Origin of the sequence: Candidatus Kaistella beijingensis (assembly GCF_020084865.1) — a bacterium.
GTDB classification, from domain to species: Bacteria; Bacteroidota; Bacteroidia; order Flavobacteriales; family Weeksellaceae; genus Kaistella; species Kaistella beijingensis.
Window position 1 is genome coordinate 133,591 of the sequence record NZ_CP071953.1, and the last position, 17,302, is coordinate 150,892.

Sequence of the window (17,302 nt, forward strand, 5' to 3'; positions counted from 1 at the left end):
AATTTTGTGACTTCCAGCATCCATCTTCCGGCATCCCGCCAAAAAAAACCTATCTTTGCAAAAATTTTTCAGACGATGAGCCGAGACAACGATAAACCAAGAAGACCGAGAATTTCTTCTTCACGAACTTCAAAACCTTCTGCAGGAAGAACAAAACCTGCTGCTTCACGTGCTCCAAAATCTGAAGGTTCAGCGGAAAAAAAATCTGCAAAACCTGCAAGAGAACCAAGATTGATGTCGCAGTCGGAAGCTAAATCTTACGAAAAAAATTTCGAGAAAACCTCAAGAAAACCTGCAGGAAAAAGAACGGGAAAATCTTTTGATACAAGAGATAAATACGAAAAAGGAGACAGCAAATTCGGTCCTAAAAAACCATTCAAGAAATCTTTTGACCGAAATGATGATGCGGAAAGAACTCGTTCTTTTGTGCAAAAAAGAAGGTTCGACAAGCTTTCAAAAGAGGTTCCGAAAGAAACAATCCGACTCAATAAATACATCGCCAATTCGGGAATCTGTTCAAGAAGAGAAGCAGACGAATTAATCACGCAAGGATTGGTTCAAGTCAATGGAAAAGTGGTGACAGAAATGGGTTATCAAGTTCAGAAAACCGACAAAGTCATCTTTGATGGACAGGGAATTACGCCCGAAAAACCTGTTTACGTTTTGCTCAACAAACCAAAAGGGTATATCTCAACTACCAAGGACGAAAAAGCCAGAAAAACCGTGATGGATTTGGTGGCAAATGCTTCACCTTACCGCGTTTTTCCAGTGGGAAGATTGGACCGTTCCACAACAGGAGTGATTCTTTTAACCAACGACGGACATTTAACCAAAAAGTTGACGCACCCTTCATTCAATATGAAGAAAATTTACCACGTCACTCTGGACAGAAAACTCGATAGAGCAGACTTAAACACTATTGCGGACGGAATCCGTTTGGAAGAAGGCGTTGCAGAAGTGGACAGTATTTCATACATCGACGGCAAACCGAAAAACGAAATCGGCATCGAAATCCACATCGGTTGGAATAGAGTGGTGCGCAGAATTTTCCAGAAGTTGGGTTATGAAGTCGAAGCACTCGACAGGGTGATGTTTGCAGGATTAACCAAGAAAAATATCAAACGCGGACACTGGAGAATCCTTACAGAATTGGAAGTGAATAATTTGAAAATGCTTTAAAAAAAGTCTCTTTAAAATTGAAATAAATAAAAATTTCCCGCTTTTGATGGCGGGAAATTTTCGTTAAACACTAAAAAAACTAACTATGAATTGTTTCACTTTTTCGGTTGCTTATTTTACAAATTTGGAAATTATTTTTAATCTGCAAATTTTATTGAAAAAAAAACTTCCCAAAATTTCGGGAAGTTTAGCAACTCAAGTTAGATTTACTTAATTGTATAAGCTTCCCTCAATTTTTGGTGCGAAAAATTGGAGTACTTCTAAAACAAAAATATTTACCAGTAAGCTTAAGGAAATCATTAATATACTAAACAATATAAAGTATCCAAACTGATTAAAACCAAATCGTTCCGTAATTTTTTCTTTTTCATAAATAAATTTCAGTAATGTTTGGGATAAAAAGTAACACATCAACAAAGTAAATATTCCAGTTCCTAAATGCAAGCAAATTTGCTGAAATAAAGAGGTAGTTGTAGATTTATTTGTGGATATTAAGTCGATCACCATATCTAAATGAGAAAAAACTTCTTTTCCGATTATGCCAATCGATAAAATAATTCCAGCAAGAATTAAATTGTAACCATTCAAATCATCTTTTTGAATTGCTGTTTTTCGATATTTTGCGGTTATTGATTTCGTAACGAAAATACTGATGAAAAAATAAATCAGAATTGAAATTCCGATGATAAAAAGTTTGTTATTGTCCATTGTTTTTTGATTTTAAAGTTACGTCCCAATAATTTTGATTTGAGATTTCAAGTGGTAGAATTCCTGCTTCCTGAAAACTGGTTGTCTCCCAAACGGTATAATTTTTTCCGAAATAATTAAATTTTATTGCGTTTGAATTTTTATAAACTGCAATTATTGAATGTTGATAAATCTGACTTGTGAGTAACAATACCTCATACCCATAATGATCCAAAATAGTATAAATAAGCAGTGTTCTCGTATCACAATCACCCTTCAAATTTGCTAAAAATTCAACAGGTGAATTAATTCCTAGAGCTTGGTTTGGATCGCAACTGGCGCTTGCACCTGCAAAATAATCTTTTATATATTTTTCGCTATAAAGGTTTGGGTCACAGGCATTATCCAATACTAATGCATAGGGAATATCCTGCACAAAACTTACAATAACATCAGCGAACTGATCATTATTGAGTTTTTTGTCAGCTCTAATTCCGTCAAACAAGGTGTAGAGATTTTCGATTTTACTTCTATCATTTTCTTTTAAGGAATGAATAAAATAGGCGTAATTATCTTGTGGAAGCTGTCTCTTTAATTGATGTGCTTGCCGAATGTCATTAAGTTTCAAGCTGTATTTTCCTTCATAAATATTTCCTTTATAGTCCTTCCATTTTCTAAAATGAGTAATGATGCTATCAGGTTTGTTTGGCTCTTTCTTGTTCTCTATTTTTTCGACAACCGATTTTTCAAGAGAATCGTCTTTTATTATTTTAACAGGTATTGGATTATTAGCTTCTGAAATGCCTCTAAAAACTCCAGAAAATAATCCAATTAATAACAGAATTGCTAAAATTGGAAAAATATACTTAAAAATTCCCTGTAAAAATTTGATAATGAGCCAAATAATTAAAAACGGAACAATATACAATAAATAGGGCGCAAAAATAATAAGCAAAATTATTCCTAAAATTAACCATAAAATTGTACCGCATCCATATGAAGATGAACTCTCGGTCACCGTTTTCGTCTTCCAATCTCCCCAATATTTATGTTTTTTTCCTTCATACCAATATTCTTCGCGAAAAAAATTTCCTGACCGCTCAATATTTCCTGTCTTTATGTCGGATTTTACGAGTTCTTCACATTCCCAATTTCCCCAATAAGTCTTTGTCTTGCATTCGCACCAATATTCTTTTCGGATGCAGTTTTCTTTAATTTCTTGGTTTCCGGTTGGTTCTAATGTGGGTTTGCAAATGTCAGGTTCGGTAATGTAGATTTTTTTTTCTACTACAGCGTCAACCTCATCTTTCACATAACCAAAAATTTCACCTTCTATCACGCCAAAAGATTCATTGCCATCGGTTTGTTGTAGTTTTTGAGAAATTTTTCTTTGATCCGTGAATTGAGGATCATGGATATTGATCTGATACTGGTCTGAACCATTTTTTAAAGAGGTGGATAGTAATTCGGGAAGTTTATCCTTTGGAAAGAATTTGCTTTTTTCATAATTTGGCTCAAATTCCAATTTTTCCACATTCGTAATTTGAGACTCGTAAATTTCAAAACGAAAATATTTGGAGTGAGTGTCTTCATAATCGTAGAAACCTCTGTATTTTCCTTTTAAAATGCCAGAAATATGTGTTCTGCGCTCCTCCTTTCCCCAATATTGGATGAGGTAATATTTACCGCCATGATCTTCCATAATATCGGAAGTATGGATAATTTCAGCAGGTATTTCTTCTGCAGTCGACTTTTCTGCGGAAGTAAAACTTTTATTTTTCTTATTTTTAAAGAAGTTAAACAAAATCAATCGTCTTTATTGCCATATATAAATTCCAAGAATTGTTTTTCGGTTTTATATACAGTATTTCTTATTGTTTTTTGTGTTCGGAAAGGCGGATTCTTCCAGAACTGATATTTGTCGCGAAAAAGTTCAGAAATTTCTTCTTTTAATTCCAAACGAAGTTTTTCCGATTTTTCAACGTTATGAATTCTAATTCTTTCTAACTGAATTTCAAGATTTTGTTTCAGATCTGCATTTAAAGAAAGTAGTTTTTCGGTGAGAATTTTTTTGTAGGTTTCAAGGTGTTTTTCGTAGTTTTCCTGCACAAATTTCAATTCAATATTTTGTTTGGTCTTGAAAAATTCTGTTGTTTTCCCAATTCTATACTTGATGTAAATTGGAAGCGAAAAAATCATGATGGATAAGAAGCTGATCAGCCAAGACACTGGATTTTCTGCTAAAATAGTCCGCATTGTAGTGACGTAAAAATTGCTTTTTTCAATCAGAGCATCCAATTTTTGAAAACGCTCGGTTTTTTCCTGTAATACTTCTGTCATGCTTTTTTTATAAATATCGAAGTCTGATTTCAGAAAATTGTCCGCGAAATGGATGGTTTCTATACTCTGCAAAAATTCGGAATCATCGCTTTTTTCTTTGTCCAAAAGATTTAGAATTTCATCGTAAATAAAATCAAATTTTTCCTGATTTTTTTTGCTGAACGGAAGAGACTTCAGTTTTAGCAAATTCCGTCTTAATTCTCCTCCATATTGCAATGTATTCACATCTGCATCTACTTTATTATCTATAAGCATAAAGGAATTTTTGAGCACAGCGGAATCACTTTTGGGAAGAAGCCGGCTTCTTTCTGCAAATTTTTCCTTGAATGTAAGTTCCTTCTTTACAAACAGTGAGTCTGCGCTTAAAGCTTCATTTAACTTGAATTCAATCTTATATTTCTCAACCGTTCTTTCCGAGAATTGTTTCAGTAAAAGCACGTTCAAAGGTTGGGCAACAATTATTGCCAAGAAAATAATAAATGCTAATCTTAAAAAAAATGAAATGTTGTAATCGAATTTTAAAGGTTCGATTTCACCAATGATTTTATTTTTCTTTTTTTTGGGTGTTGGTAAAAGTATCGGTGTAATCGTGTAAATTAAGAAAACGTAAATCGTTGCAATCAGCAATCCCCAAAATACGCCAACCGGAGCCGAAAGAAAAATATTACCATCGAAAGAATTATATAGAAATGAAAATGAACTTACAAAACAGAGCATAAAGATAACAAACACAAACACGCCGATTCCTACAAAAGCGGAGCTCGTTCGGCTTCTTTTGATAATTTGAAAATCTTCTCCAGAGAATTTCAGAAAAAAATCGTGAAAACTACTGTTCTTTTGACTCACAATTAAACTTCTTTGATATACAATTCTGGGTTTTCGTCAATTTTTTCTTTTTCTCTTTCCTTGTATTTATCTACGGCGTATTGCGTGAGTTCTTTTTGGATTTCCGCAATTTTTACTTTTTCAAATTTTTGCTTGTCGGCTTCATGGTTTATGACAAGGTGTCTTTCCAAACCTTCCTTGTCCTTATAAAAATCATAGCGAACTTCTATTCCGTTTTCTGCAAGTTTCATTTCGTTTCGGTTTTCATACAAATAATCGTACGGAGATTTAATAAGCATCATTTTAAAGAAAATAGGAGTGAGCTCAATTGCCAAAAATAGGAGTGTTATAAATAATGTGATGGTTGTTCCAGCAACTTCGTGAGCTTTTTTGATCCGAATAAGGAGACCATCTAAACTTGCTCCTTTTCTTTTTGCATCATCAATATCCTGTTTATATTTATCTTCGAGTTCAGCTTTGTCTTTTTCCGCTTTTTTGAATTCTGAAGTGTTTTTTAGTTCTGCAATTTTTGCCTCGGTTTCTTTTTTTAGCCTTTCAAACTGCGTTGCTCTAGGTCCGTAATCCGCACCGTTTCCCGATTTTCCCGAAATTTCATTGGATAGATTTTCGGAATATTCTGTTTGAAGTTTTTGCAAAGCATCAATATCCATTTGTATTTTTCCAAGATTTTTTTCGGTTTGTGCAATTCCTTTTTTAAAATTTACTTCCGCAAGCGAAATTAGATTGGCTTTTTCTTTTTCCTGTTCTTTTTGGATTTCCAAATCAATTTCAGTTTTAAACATCCTTATTTCGACAGGTTTTGAAATCGAAATCGCAATGATACATCCCATAATAATTCTTGGGAGAGAACTCTTGAATTCCTGCATAGTAATTGCTTCCGTTCCGTCGCCTTTTCCTGTGCTGGTTACAATAAACCGGTCGATATTGTAAATCATCAATCCCCAAAGTATTCCAAAAACGACAGATAAAATTACTGTAGGATAATGAATTGGAATTTCAGTTGCATTCACAACCTGCATTTTATTCAGCACACTGTCAGTTTTCGGTGAAAAAATGGTGTAGAAAGCATAACCTCCTGAAAGTGAGGCCATAATTCCGGTTGCCAAAACAATTCCGCCCATACAGAAATACTTTACCTGGTCAGAATAAGTTGCTCTTTCAAGCAGAAAAGTATCTCCGCCTGCACATTCCCACATAAATTTCATAAGTTTCCCGGCTTTTGGAGTAGTGTAATTTTCCATCATATAAAATCGGTTTTGTTAAATTCTTTAGGATTAAATTTTATAGTTTTTAAGTTTAATTGTGGTTGTTTTTTATCAAAAAAAATGGGTTTAAATTCCATTTCAATTTTCGGAGTTTCCTGATTTTTTTTCATTTGTAGCTGAAGATTTTTAAAGCTATTTTTAAATTCGACGTTAAATTTTTCTGACGAAATTTCTTCTTCAACATTTACTTCGAAAGCTAAAGTTTTCTTTTCTTTAGATCCATGAATAATTAGGATAATTTCTTTGAGATTACTATTGATTATCTCAATAATTTCCGCATTTACTGATTTATGAATATTTACGACTTCATAATAAATCGCATTTTGAAAATTATAAGAAAGTGTGAAAATCGATTTGTCAAATACGTATTTGTTCGAAAAATAAAGATCAATTTCTTTTAGATTTTTATTCTTTTTAAAAACTAATTTCAATTTGCGCCACGAAATTATCACCCAAAATTTTAGTAATTCAAGAGACTTTCTCAAAAAATCAGTAAAAACAAAATATTTGAAAAAATAATTCATTTGGTTAAAGTAGCTTTTGCTAAAAATACAGTACCAGCAATGAAATCAATTATTATCCAAGCTGTTTTTTGATGCAGATAAACAGGAAATAACGGATTAAAAAGTAAAAGCATAATTCCGAAAATGATGTTCCAGAAATCAATGCCGTTTTTTTGGTTTTTGAAAATGAAGATTATTGAAGATGTGGAAACTGCGAGCCGCAAAAATGTGTAGAAACCATAAGGCAACGAAAAAATTCCCATAAAACAAATAATCCCTGTAATTAATTGTATATTCTTCAACGGTTGATTCTGTTTTTTTTCAAAATTAAAAATTTTCTTAAAAAAACAACAATAATTCTTAAAATTTTCTTAACAATTAATTATGTAATAAATATAATTGTTTTTTTAGGCTTTGAGATTTCATAAAAAAACTTCCCGAAATTTTGGGAAGTTTAATCTTGAATATAGAATTTGGAATCTTGATTTATATCCCATTCACAATAGAATCCAAAGTCAAACTCGGTCTCATCGCCGCATCGGTTTTTGCAAAATTGGGTTGATAATATCCGCCAATATCTTGAGGTTTTCCTTGTGCGCCGATTAATTCATCATTGATTTTAGCTTCATTTTCCTGCATTGCCGCAGCGATTGGTTTGAATTTTTCAGCAATTTCTGCATCTGCAGTTTGGTTGGCCAAAGCTCCTGCCCAATACATCGCTAAATAAAAATGCGAACCACGGTTGTCTATTCCGCCTACTTTTCTAGCCGGAGATTTGTCGGTTGCCAAAAATTTTGCGTTTGCAGTATCTAAAGCATCGGATAAAACTTTCGCTTTTGGATTGTCTTGCGTTTGAGATAAATGCTCTAAACTCGCCTGTAACGCAAGGAATTCACCTAGAGAATCCCAACGTAAATAACCTTCTTCAATAAATTGCTCGATATGTTTTGGTGCAGAACCGCCTGCTCCGGTTTCAAACAAACCTCCGCCGTTCATTAATGGAACGATGGACAACATTTTTGCCGAAGTTCCGAGTTCCAAAATTGGGAACATATCGGTTAAATAATCCCTCAAAACATTTCCAGAAACGGAAATGGTGTCTTTTCCTTCACGTCCTCTTTTCAAGGTTTCCAACATCGCGTCTTTCACATCCATAATTCTGATGTCAAGTCCGGTCAAGTCGTAACCTTTCAAATATTTTTCTACTTTTTTGATGATTTGCGAATCGTGCGCTCTTCCTTTATCCAACCAAAAAATAGCAGGAGTGTTGGAAAGTCTGGCTCTGTTTACCGCCAATTTTACCCAATCTTGAATTGGAGCGTCTTTCACCTGACACATTCTGAAAATATCGTCTTTCGAAACTTTTTGCTCCAGTAAAGTGTTGCCGTTTTCGTCCTCTACTTTCACGGTTCCTTCTGCAGTCATTTGGAAAGTTTTGTCGTGAGAGCCGTATTCTTCAGCTTTTTGCGCCATTAAACCAACATTCGGAACGGAGCCAAAAGTTTTCGGATCAATCGCACCGTTTGCTTTCATATCATCGATAATCGCTTCGTAGAAACCTGCGTAAGTTCTGTCCGGAATAATGCAAACAGTGTCCTCCTCTTTGCCTTCTTTGTTCCACATTTTTCCGCCTCCACGAACAAGCGCTGCCATTGAAGCATCTACAATCACATCCGAAGAAACGTGGAAATTCGTAATTCCTTGGTCAGAATTTACCATCGCGATTCTTGGTCCGTTCTCGATCGCTTTTTCAATATCTGCTTTTATTTCGGTCTCTTTCGGAGTTCCCGAAATTTTCTCGAAAAGTGTCGCCAAACCAAAGTTCGGATTGATATCTAACTCCGCGAAAGTATCTTTATATTTTTCAAAAACATCTTTAAAATAAGTTTCTACAATCGCCCCGAAAATAATAGGGTCAGAAACTTTCATCATGGTCGCTTTCAAATGTGCGGAAAGAAGTACATTTTTTTCTTTCGCTTCATCAATGGCTTCCTGCACGAATGATTTTAAGGTATTCACACTCAAAACCGAAGTATCAATAATTTCTCCTGCTTTCAAAGGTGCATAATCTTTCAAAACCTTCTCTGAACCATCATTTCCATAAAAAACAATTCTGAATTTTCCTTCGTTTTCAACCGTCATTGAATTTTCTGTTCCATAGAAATCTCCTGAATTCATGTGTGCCACAGAAGTTTTAGAATCTGCATTCCAAACTCCCATTTTGTGTGGATTGGCTTTTGCGTAATCTTTTACGGATTTCGGAGCTCTACGGTCGGAATTTCCTTCTCTCAATACTGGATTTACCGCACTTCCAAGAACTTTGGCATATTTTGCATTGATTGCTTTTTCTTCGTCATTTTTCGGTTCTGCAGGATAATTTGGAACTGCGAAACCATGTTTTTGAAGTTCGGCAATTGCTTCTTCCAACTGTGGAACAGAAGCTGAAATATTGGGTAATTTGATGATGTTTGCTTCAGGTTTTGTCGCTAATTCACCCAATTGAGCCAAATAATCAGGAACTTTTTGGTCGTCATTTAAAAATTCAGGGAAATTTGCTAAAATTCTTCCTGCCAAAGAAATATCGGGAACTTCAATCTCGATATTTGCAGAATTGGTGAATGCTTTTACAATCGGTAAAAACGAGTGTGTAGCCAACATTGGCGCTTCGTCCGTCAATGTGTAGTAAATTTTTGCCTGTGACATTATTGTAGTTTATTTATTCAATTTTTAAGGAATACAAATTTAAGGATTTTTTGTGAAGTTATGGGAGCTTCAGAATATTTGATTTTGAAATTATTCTTGCGGAATTCTATCCGGCCAAATATTCGGTAACTCGCCACTGAAACCCATTTCAGGAAGCTCATTCATTGTTTTCATTTCGTCAGAATTTAATTCAAAATCGAAAATGGAAATATTGTCGAGAATTCTTTCCTCTGTTGTCGATTTAGGAATGGGAACTACGCCATGTTGAACAATCCACCGCAATGAAATTTGTGAAACCGATTTTCCATGATTTTCTGCAATTTTTTTTAGCGCTTCATTTTCAAAAACCTTTCCTCTTGCTAATGGAGACCATGCTTCCACTACAATTCCGTGTTTTTGACAAAATTCGGTGACTTCCGGTTGCCAGTATCCGGGATGAAATTCGATTTGGTTGATAGCAGGTTTTACTTTTGCGGTTTTCATTAAAGCTTCCACATGTTCAACCCAAAAATTGCTTACACCGATGGATTTTATTTTGCCTTCTTTTTGCAAATCTTCCATTGCACGCCAAGTTTCAGCATTTATTTCCTGCCAATTTTCAAAATTTTTCGCATTTGCAGGCCAATGAATCAGGTATAAATCCACATCATCCAAATTCAATTTTTGTAAAGAATCTTCGAATGCTTTTTTCGTGTTTTCGTAACCCAAATTTTCCCGCCAAACTTTCGTCGTTACAAAAATTTCTTCACGTGGAATTCCGCTTTCTTTGATGGCTTTTCCAACGGCGACTTCGTTTTCGTATTTTGCGGCACCGTCGATTAATCGATAGCCGTTTCGTAGAGCGGTTTTTACGGCTTCAATTCCTTCTTCTTCAGTTGCTTTATAGGTACCGAAACCAATTGCGGGGATTTGGTTTCCGTCGTTCAGTTTTAAATATTTCATAAATTGTTTTTATTGAATTCGGTGTTTTTTGCTGCAATAATTCTGCCTTAAAATCATCTCCATCATTCATCTTGTCAAAGATAAAATTTGATAGAAAAAATTGCAATTATTTAGGCTCTTCTGCAAACTTTAAGACTAATTTAACCTTTCATTAATTTACTTTGCGGATCATATTCCGTATTTTTGAGGGAATTAAAAATTAAACATTATGGCAAATATTACATTAAAAGGAAATGAAATTCACACGATCGGAAACCTTCCCGAAGTTGGTTTATCGTTAAAGGATTTGGCTTTAGTAAATGATAAATTGGAGGTGAAAACTTTGGAAGATTACAACGGAAAAAGAAAAATCTTCAACATTTTTCCAAGTATTGACACTGGAATTTGCGCCGCTTCTGCAAGAAAATTTAATGAAGAAGCGGGGAATTTAGAAAACACTGTGGTGATTAATGTTTCTAAAGATTTGCCGTTTGCTTTGGGCAGGTTTTGCGCGGCTGAAGGTTTGGACCATGTAGAAACTTTATCCGATTTCCGAGGAACTTTTGGAGATGACTACGGAGTAACAATTGTGGACGGACCAATGAAAGGTTTGCTATCAAGAGCGGTAATTGTGACGGATGAAAATAATAACGTTGTTTATACAGAACAAGTTCCGGAAATCGTTCAGGAACCAAATTATGAAAACGCTTTGAATGCTTTGAAGTAGTTTGTTTATTAGAAAAATATGGTTTGTCATTCTGAACGAAATGAGGAACGAATGAAGTGAAGAATCTCAATCAAGAGATTCTTCATTTCGCTTCGCTTCATTCAGAATGACAGTGCTTGTTTTTTCAGTTATTAATGTAATTCAAAATCTCAAACTTCAAAAATGCTTCGCTCCGGTTCCGCAGATTTACCGCTTCATTATGGCTACGTTCCACAGTGGCTTTACGAACGTATGTCGAAACTTGGACTTGCAATTTTTGAAGTTTTATTGAGCGATTACGGAAAAGACGAAGTTATTCGCAGAATGAGCGATCCGTTTTGGTTTCAAAGTTTGGGCGCAGTGATGGGAATGGATTGGCATTCTTCGGGAGTTACGACTTCTGTAATGGGCGCTTTGAAAAGAGCCGTAAATCCACATTCAAAATCTTTGGGAATTTACATTGCAGGCGGAAAAGGAAAATTTTCAAAGGAAACCCCAAACGAATTACTAAAAATTGCAGATTTAACCGGACTCAACGGAACTGAATTGGTGAAAGCAAGCAAACTTTCCGCAAAGGTTGACAATACAGCAATTCACGATGGCTATCAGCTCTACACCCATAATTTTATTTTGAGCGATGAAGGCAGTTGGAGCGTCGTTCAACAGGGAATGAACCCAAAAGACAAAACTGCGCGTCGCTATCATTGGCATTCCGAAAATTTAAAATCTTTTGTTGATGAACCTCACACCGGAATTTGTGGAAAAAATCAAGGAATTATTTTAGACTTAACCGCAAAATCTGCTGAAGAAAATCGAAATGGGATTTTAGAAATTTCGCACAAAGCTCCGGAAAAAATTATGAAGGAAGTTTCATTAATTTTACCATCACATCACGATGTTCAAGCTTCTGACGTTAATTTGAAAAGATTGGGCGCAATGTTGGCAATGACGCGGGAAATGCAGCCCGAAACTTTTGAAGATTTATTGATGTTAAAAGGAGTTGGTCCACGAACAATGCAAAGTTTGGCTTTGGTTTCGGAAGTGATTCACGGAGCACCTTCAAGATTTCAGGACCCTGCACGTTTTTCCTTTGCGCACGGTGGAAAAGATGGTCATCCGTTTCCGGTTCCCACAAAAATTTACGATGAAACTTTGGAAATTCTACGTTCAGGAATTGAAAAATCTAAACTTGGAAATTCCGATAAACTGCAGGCAATTCAAAAACTTCATGAAATTAATTTGAAATTAGAAGAAAATTTTACACCTAATTTTGATATTCAGGAAGTGATTGAAGATGAACGAAAAAATTCTTGGCGATTTGGTGGAAAAACAGTTTTCGGAGATTCGAAACCACCCGAAAAAGAGCGCCTGAATAATGGTGGAATTCAACTTTCACTGTTTTAAAAAAGAGTTCTAAAAAGTTTAAAAACTAATTTAGACATATAATAATCCATGACAAACATAAAATAATTCACATGATCTTCTTTTATGGTTTAAGTTTTATTCTTTAAATTTAAAAGATTAATTAATATCAAAACAAACCTTACAAGTTAAAAAATTTGTTAAGTTTCCTAAACAACCAAAATAAGGAACCAATAAAAATAGACATCACGATCTTAAAACCAATTGAAAAAGTTTGGAACTACTTCAGCGATCCCGAACACATCGTGAAATGGAACTTTGCGCACGAATCTTGGGAATGCCCGAAAGCGGAAAACGATTTAAGAGTCGGTGGAAAACTCAAAACGAGAATGCAGGCAAAAGACGGCAGTTTCGGGTTTGATTTCGAGGGAATTTATGACGAGATAATTCCTTACAAACTTATAAAATACCATTTGGAAGACGGCAGAAAAGTGGAAATTCAGTTTGAAAAAATGGATGAGAATACGACAAAGGTTATTGAAACTTTCGATCCTGAAATGCAAAACTCCCGAGAAATGCAGCGCGAAGGTTGGTACGCTATTTTGAATAATTTCCACAAGTACACTGAAAACCACTAACTTATATTTCACTGATTTTCACGTCTGAAAATAATTTCCTATTTTTAGAAAAAATAAGATTATGGAGCCAATAACAATCAAAGTAACGATTCTAAAGCCTTTGCTCAAAACTTGGGACTATTTTAATAATCCAAGACATATTGTGAAGTGGAATTTTCCGACCACCAATTGGCATTGTCCGAAAGCGGACAACGATTTTCGTGAAGGTGGCAGATTCGATTACCGCTTAGAATATAAAGATAAAAGTTTTGGCTACAATTTTTCGGGTTATATTGATGAAATTAAGGTTCACGAATACATCAAAAGTCACTTGAACGACGGTAGAAAAGTGGAAGTTTTTTTCAATAAAATTGATGACAACACTACCGAAATTGTTCAGGTTTTTGAACCCGAAGTTCAGAACGGAAGAGAAATGCAGCGCGTTGGTTGGTATGCGATTTTAGACCGATTTCATAAATATGTGGAAAAACATTAAGATCACATTTTAAGTGAGTGAAGTTTCAAAATATATCCATCAATTTCCTGAAGAAGTTCAGGAAATTTTAAATAAAATCCGAAACATTATTTTGGACGAAGTTCCCAATGCAGAAGAACGAATCTCTTATGCAATGCCTGCATTCTTTTTAAACAAAAAACCTTTGGTTTATTTCGCAGGCTATAAAAATCACATCGGTTTTTACGCCACACCGAACGGACATGAAGAATTTGCACAAGAATTTTCTAACTATAAACAGGGAAAAGGTTCGGTTCAGTTTGCATTAAATGAAGAGATTCCCTATGATTTGATACTTAAAGTCGTAAAATTCCGCAAAAAAAGTCTTATAAAAAAAATTGATAAATATTGAACTTATTGAACCGTGTTGAACAATATTGAACAGCTTCAAACCTATCAAACAAACTCAAACAACTTCAAACAAAATTTATGAATAACGATATTTTCCCTTGCCTTTGGTTTAATAACGATGGCAAACATGCCGCCGATTTTTATGTAGAAACTTTCGGCGGAAAAATTACGGTGGATACACCGATGGTAATTAATCTCGACCTTTTTGGGCAGCGTTTCATGTTGTTGAACGGAGGTCCCGCTTTTGAAAAAAATGCTACGATTTCTTTCATGATCCTTTGCGAAACCGAAGAAGAAGTCGAAAAATATTGGAAATCACTTGCTGAAGGGGGAATTGTATTGATGGAGCTCGGCGAATATCCGTGGAGTAAAAAATACGGTTGGGTTCGAGACAGGTTTGGTGTGACTTGGCAGGTTTATTTGGGTGAAAAACAGGGCGAACAAAAAATTATTCCTACGCTGATGTTTATTCATCATAACAACGGAAAGGCGATGGAAGCGATGGAGTTTTACACCAACATTTTCCCAAATTCTAAAATTGGAAGTGTCTTAACTTACGGAGTTGGAGTTGGAAATGAAACCCATGAAGTTCCTGAAAATGTGCAACATGCGCATTTTGTTATTGACAATTATAATTTTTTCTGCATGGATAATTCCTACGACCACCAATTTGATTTTTCGGAAGGAATATCAATTGTTGTGATGACCGATAATCAAGAGGAAACCGACCATTTATGGAACTCGCTGACTTCTGATGGCGGAGAAGAAAGTCAATGCGGTTGGTTGAAAGACAAATATGGCGTAAGTTGGCAAATCACTCCTAAAAGATTGTTGGAACTGATGAACAGTTTCGATGGAACCGACCGTTCTCAAAAAGTTTTTCAGGCAATGATGACGATGAAGAAAATTGTGATCGCCGATTTGGAGAAAGCCTATAATTCTTAATTTCACGCAAGTAATTTTTTAATTTCTTAATCTCTTAATTTTCATGAAACAATTAGAATTTCAAACAGAAATCAACGCAACTCCCGAAAAAGTTTGGGAAACTTTGGTCGGTGACGAACAATACACAAAATGGACGAAGGGAAACCGTTTCGAGGGAAATTGGGAAGAAGGAAGCGTGATGAAGTTTTTCGACCCCAAAAATAACGGAATGTTCAGCGAAGTAGTAACAAACAAACCCAAAGAAGAACTAAAATTGAAACATCTTGGTTGGATTTATGATGGTGTTTTGGATGCACAGGATTTTGGCGGTTCAGATGTTGCGTATATTTTAGAACCAATCGAAACTGGAACTTTTTTAAAATCCAAAGTCAATTCCATGGATGAATTTGTGGATTTTTACAACAATTATTTCCCGAACATATTTCAGAAAATAAAAGAAATTTCAGAAGAGTAGGAAGTCATTTTATTGCAGGTTTTTTTGAATTTTTTTTCGACGGCGGCGAAGCCGCCGCCGAAAAAAAACATTTCAGAAAGACAAAACTATGTTCAATTAATTCCAAAAATTTCCAGCTCAACTTCGCTCTGCAAAAATTGTAAATTCTTTAAAGTAAAATTAAATTTCGCTCGTCATACGAAATATGGAGCTGGAATTAACTTATATGTCGCAAACCGAAAGAGACAACATTATTGGCGAAACCGTGAAGAATTACGGCGGAAAACTGCTGTCTTTTATCCGACCGAAAGTTCGAAATACAGAGGATGCGGAAGACATTTTGCAGGAGGTTTGGTATCAGTTCAGCAACCTGACCAACATTGGCGAGATTGTGAATATCGGCGGTTGGCTTTATCGGGTTTCAAACAATAAAATTATCGATAAATACCGAAAAAAGACGACGGATAATCTGGAGGATTTCGTGTATGAAGACGAGGACGGAAGTTTTGCGGTGAAAGATATTTTGTTGTTGGATGATTCTGAAAATCCTGAACTTTTGGCGTTTCGGGAGGAAGTTTGGAAGGAGCTTTTCGCAGCCTTGGAAGAATTGCCGGAAAATCAGCGTTTGGTTTTCGTGGAGAATGAAATCGAAGGAAAGAAACTGCAGGAAATTGCCGACGAACAGGGAGAAAATATCAAGACCATTATCAGCAGAAAAAATTATGCGGTAAAGCATCTGCGAAAAAGAATGGCGATTTTGTATAAAGATTTGAAAGGATAAGAAAATGAATAATAAATTTAAAGGTAGAATCGGGCTTTTGATCGTGGGCGGAATTGCGATGTTTTTTGTGGTAACGGGAATTGTGATGTGGCTTTGGAATTTGCTTTTGCCTGATATTATCGGCGTGAAAGTCATCACATTTTGGCAGGCGATGGGAATTTTAGTGTTAAGTAAAATTCTTTTCGGCGGATTTGGCGGAAAAGGAGGAAAACATTGGGGAAGAAAAAATTGCGACCGATTTTCTGATGAGAAGATGAGTGGAATGTCGGACGAGGAAAAAGAGCGACTGAAAGAAATGTGGAAAAAGCGTTGCGAACACGGCGGATTTTTCAGGAAAAATCAATATTGAATTTTAAAACGGACTTCGGTTCGTTTTTTTTTGTTTTTAATGGGATTTGATTGAGGTTTTCTTGAATAATTAATAAGTTATTGCAGATTGCGCAGATTTTAACAGTACTATTTCTGCGTAATCTGCGTAGAAGAAAGTTTCAAAATTGTTTTTGAGCTCCGTAGGATTGAAAAGTTTGTAGAAAAAGTTTAGTTCGTCATTAGAGCGCTCCGTAGAAACACAACGTTAATTTTCCAAATAATATTTTCATAGTTTTTCAACCATTTTTAAAGTAAAACAAAAATCTACCCGTCTTTAATAGAAAAAGAATTGAGATTTGGTTTGATCAAAATCTTTTAAAAATGTTTTAAAGTAAAACACAAATCCAATCGTCTTTATCAAAAACATCCTAATTAACTCCCTCTCCTTTGTAGAGAATCGGGGTGAGGAAAACAAAAGTAAAACGTAAAATTTAAAATTTAGAAAATGAAAAATTCAGGTTTAAAAGGTGCTTTAGGAGCATTAGCAGTAGTAGGAGTTGCTTTCGCAGCAAAAAAAATGGGCGAAAGAAGAAAATTTATGAAAGGTATTTTTGAGGAATACGACATCAAAGAGAGAACTCCTTTCGGATTCGCTGACAAAATCAGAGAGCTTGATGATGACAAATATGCTGAATTGAAGAACAAATTCAAAACACAGTTCTCTTCAAAATGCTGCCACAAATCTGCGTGCAAAGCTGAAAAGGCAGAAGCATAAAAATTCCAATTAACTAATCAATTTTTTGAGGCGGAAAGAATCACTTCTTTCCGTTTTTTCGTTAA

At 35.1% G+C, this 17,302-nt stretch carries 19 protein-coding genes; 11 read left to right on the forward strand and 8 right to left on the reverse strand.

Going from position 1 to position 17,302, the window contains the following annotated elements; translation table 11 throughout:
• Window positions 1-75: 75 nt before the first annotated feature.
• Complete coding sequence (locus J4771_RS00595; RefSeq protein WP_224137731.1) at window positions 76-1,179, forward strand: pseudouridine synthase; 1,104 nt, start codon at window positions 76-78, stop codon at window positions 1,177-1,179.
• A 210-nt stretch (window positions 1,180-1,389) separates the two neighbouring features.
• On the opposite strand, the gene J4771_RS00600 is transcribed toward J4771_RS00595, so the two are convergent.
• The 8 genes from J4771_RS00600 to J4771_RS00630 all read right to left on the reverse strand — a co-directional run bounded on the left by J4771_RS00600 (window position 1,390) and on the right by J4771_RS00630 (window position 10,465).
• Window positions 1,390-1,887, reverse strand: coding sequence for a hypothetical protein (locus tag J4771_RS00600; RefSeq protein WP_224135554.1), 498 nt, complete (start codon window positions 1,885-1,887; stop codon window positions 1,390-1,392).
• The gene (locus J4771_RS00605; protein ID WP_224135555.1) at window positions 1,877-3,670 is read right to left on the reverse strand and encodes a hypothetical protein; all 1,794 of its coding nucleotides are present in this window, start codon (window positions 3,668-3,670) and stop codon (window positions 1,877-1,879) included. Before J4771_RS00605 ends, J4771_RS00600 begins: the two co-directional genes overlap by 11 nt.
• Before the next feature lie 2 nt (window positions 3,671-3,672).
• Window positions 3,673-5,052 (reverse strand): DUF4407 domain-containing protein, encoded by a 1,380-nt coding sequence (locus J4771_RS00610; RefSeq protein ID WP_224135556.1) that lies wholly within the window; start codon window positions 5,050-5,052, stop codon window positions 3,673-3,675.
• A gap of 2 nt (window positions 5,053-5,054) precedes the next feature.
• The gene (locus J4771_RS00615; protein ID WP_224135557.1) at window positions 5,055-6,296 is read right to left on the reverse strand and encodes a DUF4407 domain-containing protein; all 1,242 of its coding nucleotides are present in this window, start codon (window positions 6,294-6,296) and stop codon (window positions 5,055-5,057) included.
• On the reverse strand, window positions 6,293-6,748 hold the full coding sequence (locus tag J4771_RS00620) for a hypothetical protein (RefSeq protein ID WP_224135558.1): 456 nt from the start codon (window positions 6,746-6,748) through the stop codon (window positions 6,293-6,295). Before J4771_RS00620 ends, J4771_RS00615 begins: the two co-directional genes overlap by 4 nt.
• An 89-nt stretch (window positions 6,749-6,837) precedes the next feature.
• Window positions 6,838-7,083: a DUF6804 family protein gene (locus J4771_RS13280; RefSeq protein WP_394369783.1), complete on the reverse strand. Its 246-nt coding sequence runs from the start codon at window positions 7,081-7,083 to the stop codon at window positions 6,838-6,840.
• Window positions 7,084-7,306: 223 nt separating this feature from the next.
• Complete coding sequence (locus tag J4771_RS00625) at window positions 7,307-9,523, reverse strand: NADP-dependent isocitrate dehydrogenase (protein WP_224135559.1); 2,217 nt, start codon at window positions 9,521-9,523, stop codon at window positions 7,307-7,309.
• A 90-nt stretch (window positions 9,524-9,613) separates the two neighbouring features.
• A complete protein-coding gene (locus J4771_RS00630; protein WP_224135560.1) occupies window positions 9,614-10,465 on the reverse strand; it encodes an aldo/keto reductase in 852 nt (283 codons plus the stop codon).
• A 208-nt stretch (window positions 10,466-10,673) separates the two neighbouring features.
• Here J4771_RS00630 and tpx point away from each other — a divergent pair, with 208 nt between their 5' ends.
• From tpx to J4771_RS00680, 10 genes are all read left to right on the forward strand, one after another.
• Window positions 10,674-11,171, forward strand: coding sequence for a thiol peroxidase (gene tpx / locus J4771_RS00635; protein WP_224135561.1), 498 nt, complete (start codon window positions 10,674-10,676; stop codon window positions 11,169-11,171).
• A 162-nt stretch (window positions 11,172-11,333) separates the two neighbouring features.
• On the forward strand, window positions 11,334-12,554 hold the full coding sequence (locus J4771_RS00640; RefSeq protein ID WP_224135562.1) for a DUF763 domain-containing protein: 1,221 nt from the start codon (window positions 11,334-11,336) through the stop codon (window positions 12,552-12,554).
• Between the two features lie 155 nt (window positions 12,555-12,709).
• Window positions 12,710-13,150 carry an SRPBCC family protein gene (locus J4771_RS00645; RefSeq protein WP_224135563.1) on the forward strand — a complete coding sequence of 147 codons (441 nt, stop codon included), beginning with the start codon at window positions 12,710-12,712 and terminating at the stop codon, window positions 13,148-13,150.
• A gap of 61 nt (window positions 13,151-13,211) precedes the next feature.
• The gene (locus tag J4771_RS00650) at window positions 13,212-13,625 is read left to right on the forward strand and encodes an SRPBCC domain-containing protein (RefSeq protein WP_224135564.1); all 414 of its coding nucleotides are present in this window, start codon (window positions 13,212-13,214) and stop codon (window positions 13,623-13,625) included.
• Window positions 13,626-13,638: 13 nt separating this feature from the next.
• Entirely contained in the window at window positions 13,639-13,995 is a 357-nt protein-coding gene (locus J4771_RS00655; protein WP_224135565.1) for an iron chaperone, read from the forward strand.
• A 77-nt stretch (window positions 13,996-14,072) separates the two neighbouring features.
• Window positions 14,073-14,939 (forward strand): VOC family protein, encoded by an 867-nt coding sequence (locus J4771_RS00660; RefSeq protein WP_224135566.1) that lies wholly within the window; start codon window positions 14,073-14,075, stop codon window positions 14,937-14,939.
• Window positions 14,940-14,982: 43 nt separating this feature from the next.
• Complete coding sequence (locus tag J4771_RS00665; RefSeq protein ID WP_224135567.1) at window positions 14,983-15,393, forward strand: SRPBCC domain-containing protein; 411 nt, start codon at window positions 14,983-14,985, stop codon at window positions 15,391-15,393.
• A 184-nt stretch (window positions 15,394-15,577) separates the two neighbouring features.
• The gene (locus tag J4771_RS00670; RefSeq protein WP_224135568.1) at window positions 15,578-16,153 is read left to right on the forward strand and encodes an RNA polymerase sigma factor; all 576 of its coding nucleotides are present in this window, start codon (window positions 15,578-15,580) and stop codon (window positions 16,151-16,153) included.
• 4 nt (window positions 16,154-16,157) lie between these two features.
• Complete coding sequence (locus tag J4771_RS00675; RefSeq protein WP_224135569.1) at window positions 16,158-16,502, forward strand: hypothetical protein; 345 nt, start codon at window positions 16,158-16,160, stop codon at window positions 16,500-16,502.
• Between the two features lie 465 nt (window positions 16,503-16,967).
• Window positions 16,968-17,237 (forward strand): hypothetical protein, encoded by a 270-nt coding sequence (locus J4771_RS00680; protein WP_224135570.1) that lies wholly within the window; start codon window positions 16,968-16,970, stop codon window positions 17,235-17,237.
• The last annotated feature ends 65 nt before the right edge of the window (window positions 17,238-17,302 follow it).

Coding starts and splice junctions, on each gene's coding strand:
- J4771_RS00595 (WP_224137731.1), top strand. CDS start 76: ATGAGCCGAGACAACGATAAACCAAGAAGACCGAGAATTTCTTCTTCA.
- J4771_RS00600 (WP_224135554.1), bottom strand. CDS start 1,887: ATGGACAATAACAAACTTTTTATCATCGGAATTTCAATTCTGATTTAT.
- J4771_RS00615 (WP_224135557.1), bottom strand. CDS start 6,296: ATGATGGAAAATTACACTACTCCAAAAGCCGGGAAACTTATGAAATTT.
- J4771_RS13280 (WP_394369783.1), bottom strand. CDS start 7,083: ATGGGAATTTTTTCGTTGCCTTATGGTTTCTACACATTTTTGCGGCTC.
- J4771_RS00625 (WP_224135559.1), bottom strand. CDS start 9,523: ATGTCACAGGCAAAAATTTACTACACATTGACGGACGAAGCGCCAATG.
- J4771_RS00630 (WP_224135560.1), bottom strand. CDS start 10,465: ATGAAATATTTAAAACTGAACGACGGAAACCAAATCCCCGCAATTGGT.
- tpx (WP_224135561.1), top strand. CDS start 10,674: ATGGCAAATATTACATTAAAAGGAAATGAAATTCACACGATCGGAAAC.
- J4771_RS00640 (WP_224135562.1), top strand. CDS start 11,334: ATGCTTCGCTCCGGTTCCGCAGATTTACCGCTTCATTATGGCTACGTT.
- J4771_RS00650 (WP_224135564.1), top strand. CDS start 13,212: ATGGAGCCAATAACAATCAAAGTAACGATTCTAAAGCCTTTGCTCAAA.
- J4771_RS00660 (WP_224135566.1), top strand. CDS start 14,073: ATGAATAACGATATTTTCCCTTGCCTTTGGTTTAATAACGATGGCAAA.
- J4771_RS00665 (WP_224135567.1), top strand. CDS start 14,983: ATGAAACAATTAGAATTTCAAACAGAAATCAACGCAACTCCCGAAAAA.
- J4771_RS00670 (WP_224135568.1), top strand. CDS start 15,578: ATGGAGCTGGAATTAACTTATATGTCGCAAACCGAAAGAGACAACATT.
- J4771_RS00675 (WP_224135569.1), top strand. CDS start 16,158: ATGAATAATAAATTTAAAGGTAGAATCGGGCTTTTGATCGTGGGCGGA.
- J4771_RS00680 (WP_224135570.1), top strand. CDS start 16,968: ATGAAAAATTCAGGTTTAAAAGGTGCTTTAGGAGCATTAGCAGTAGTA.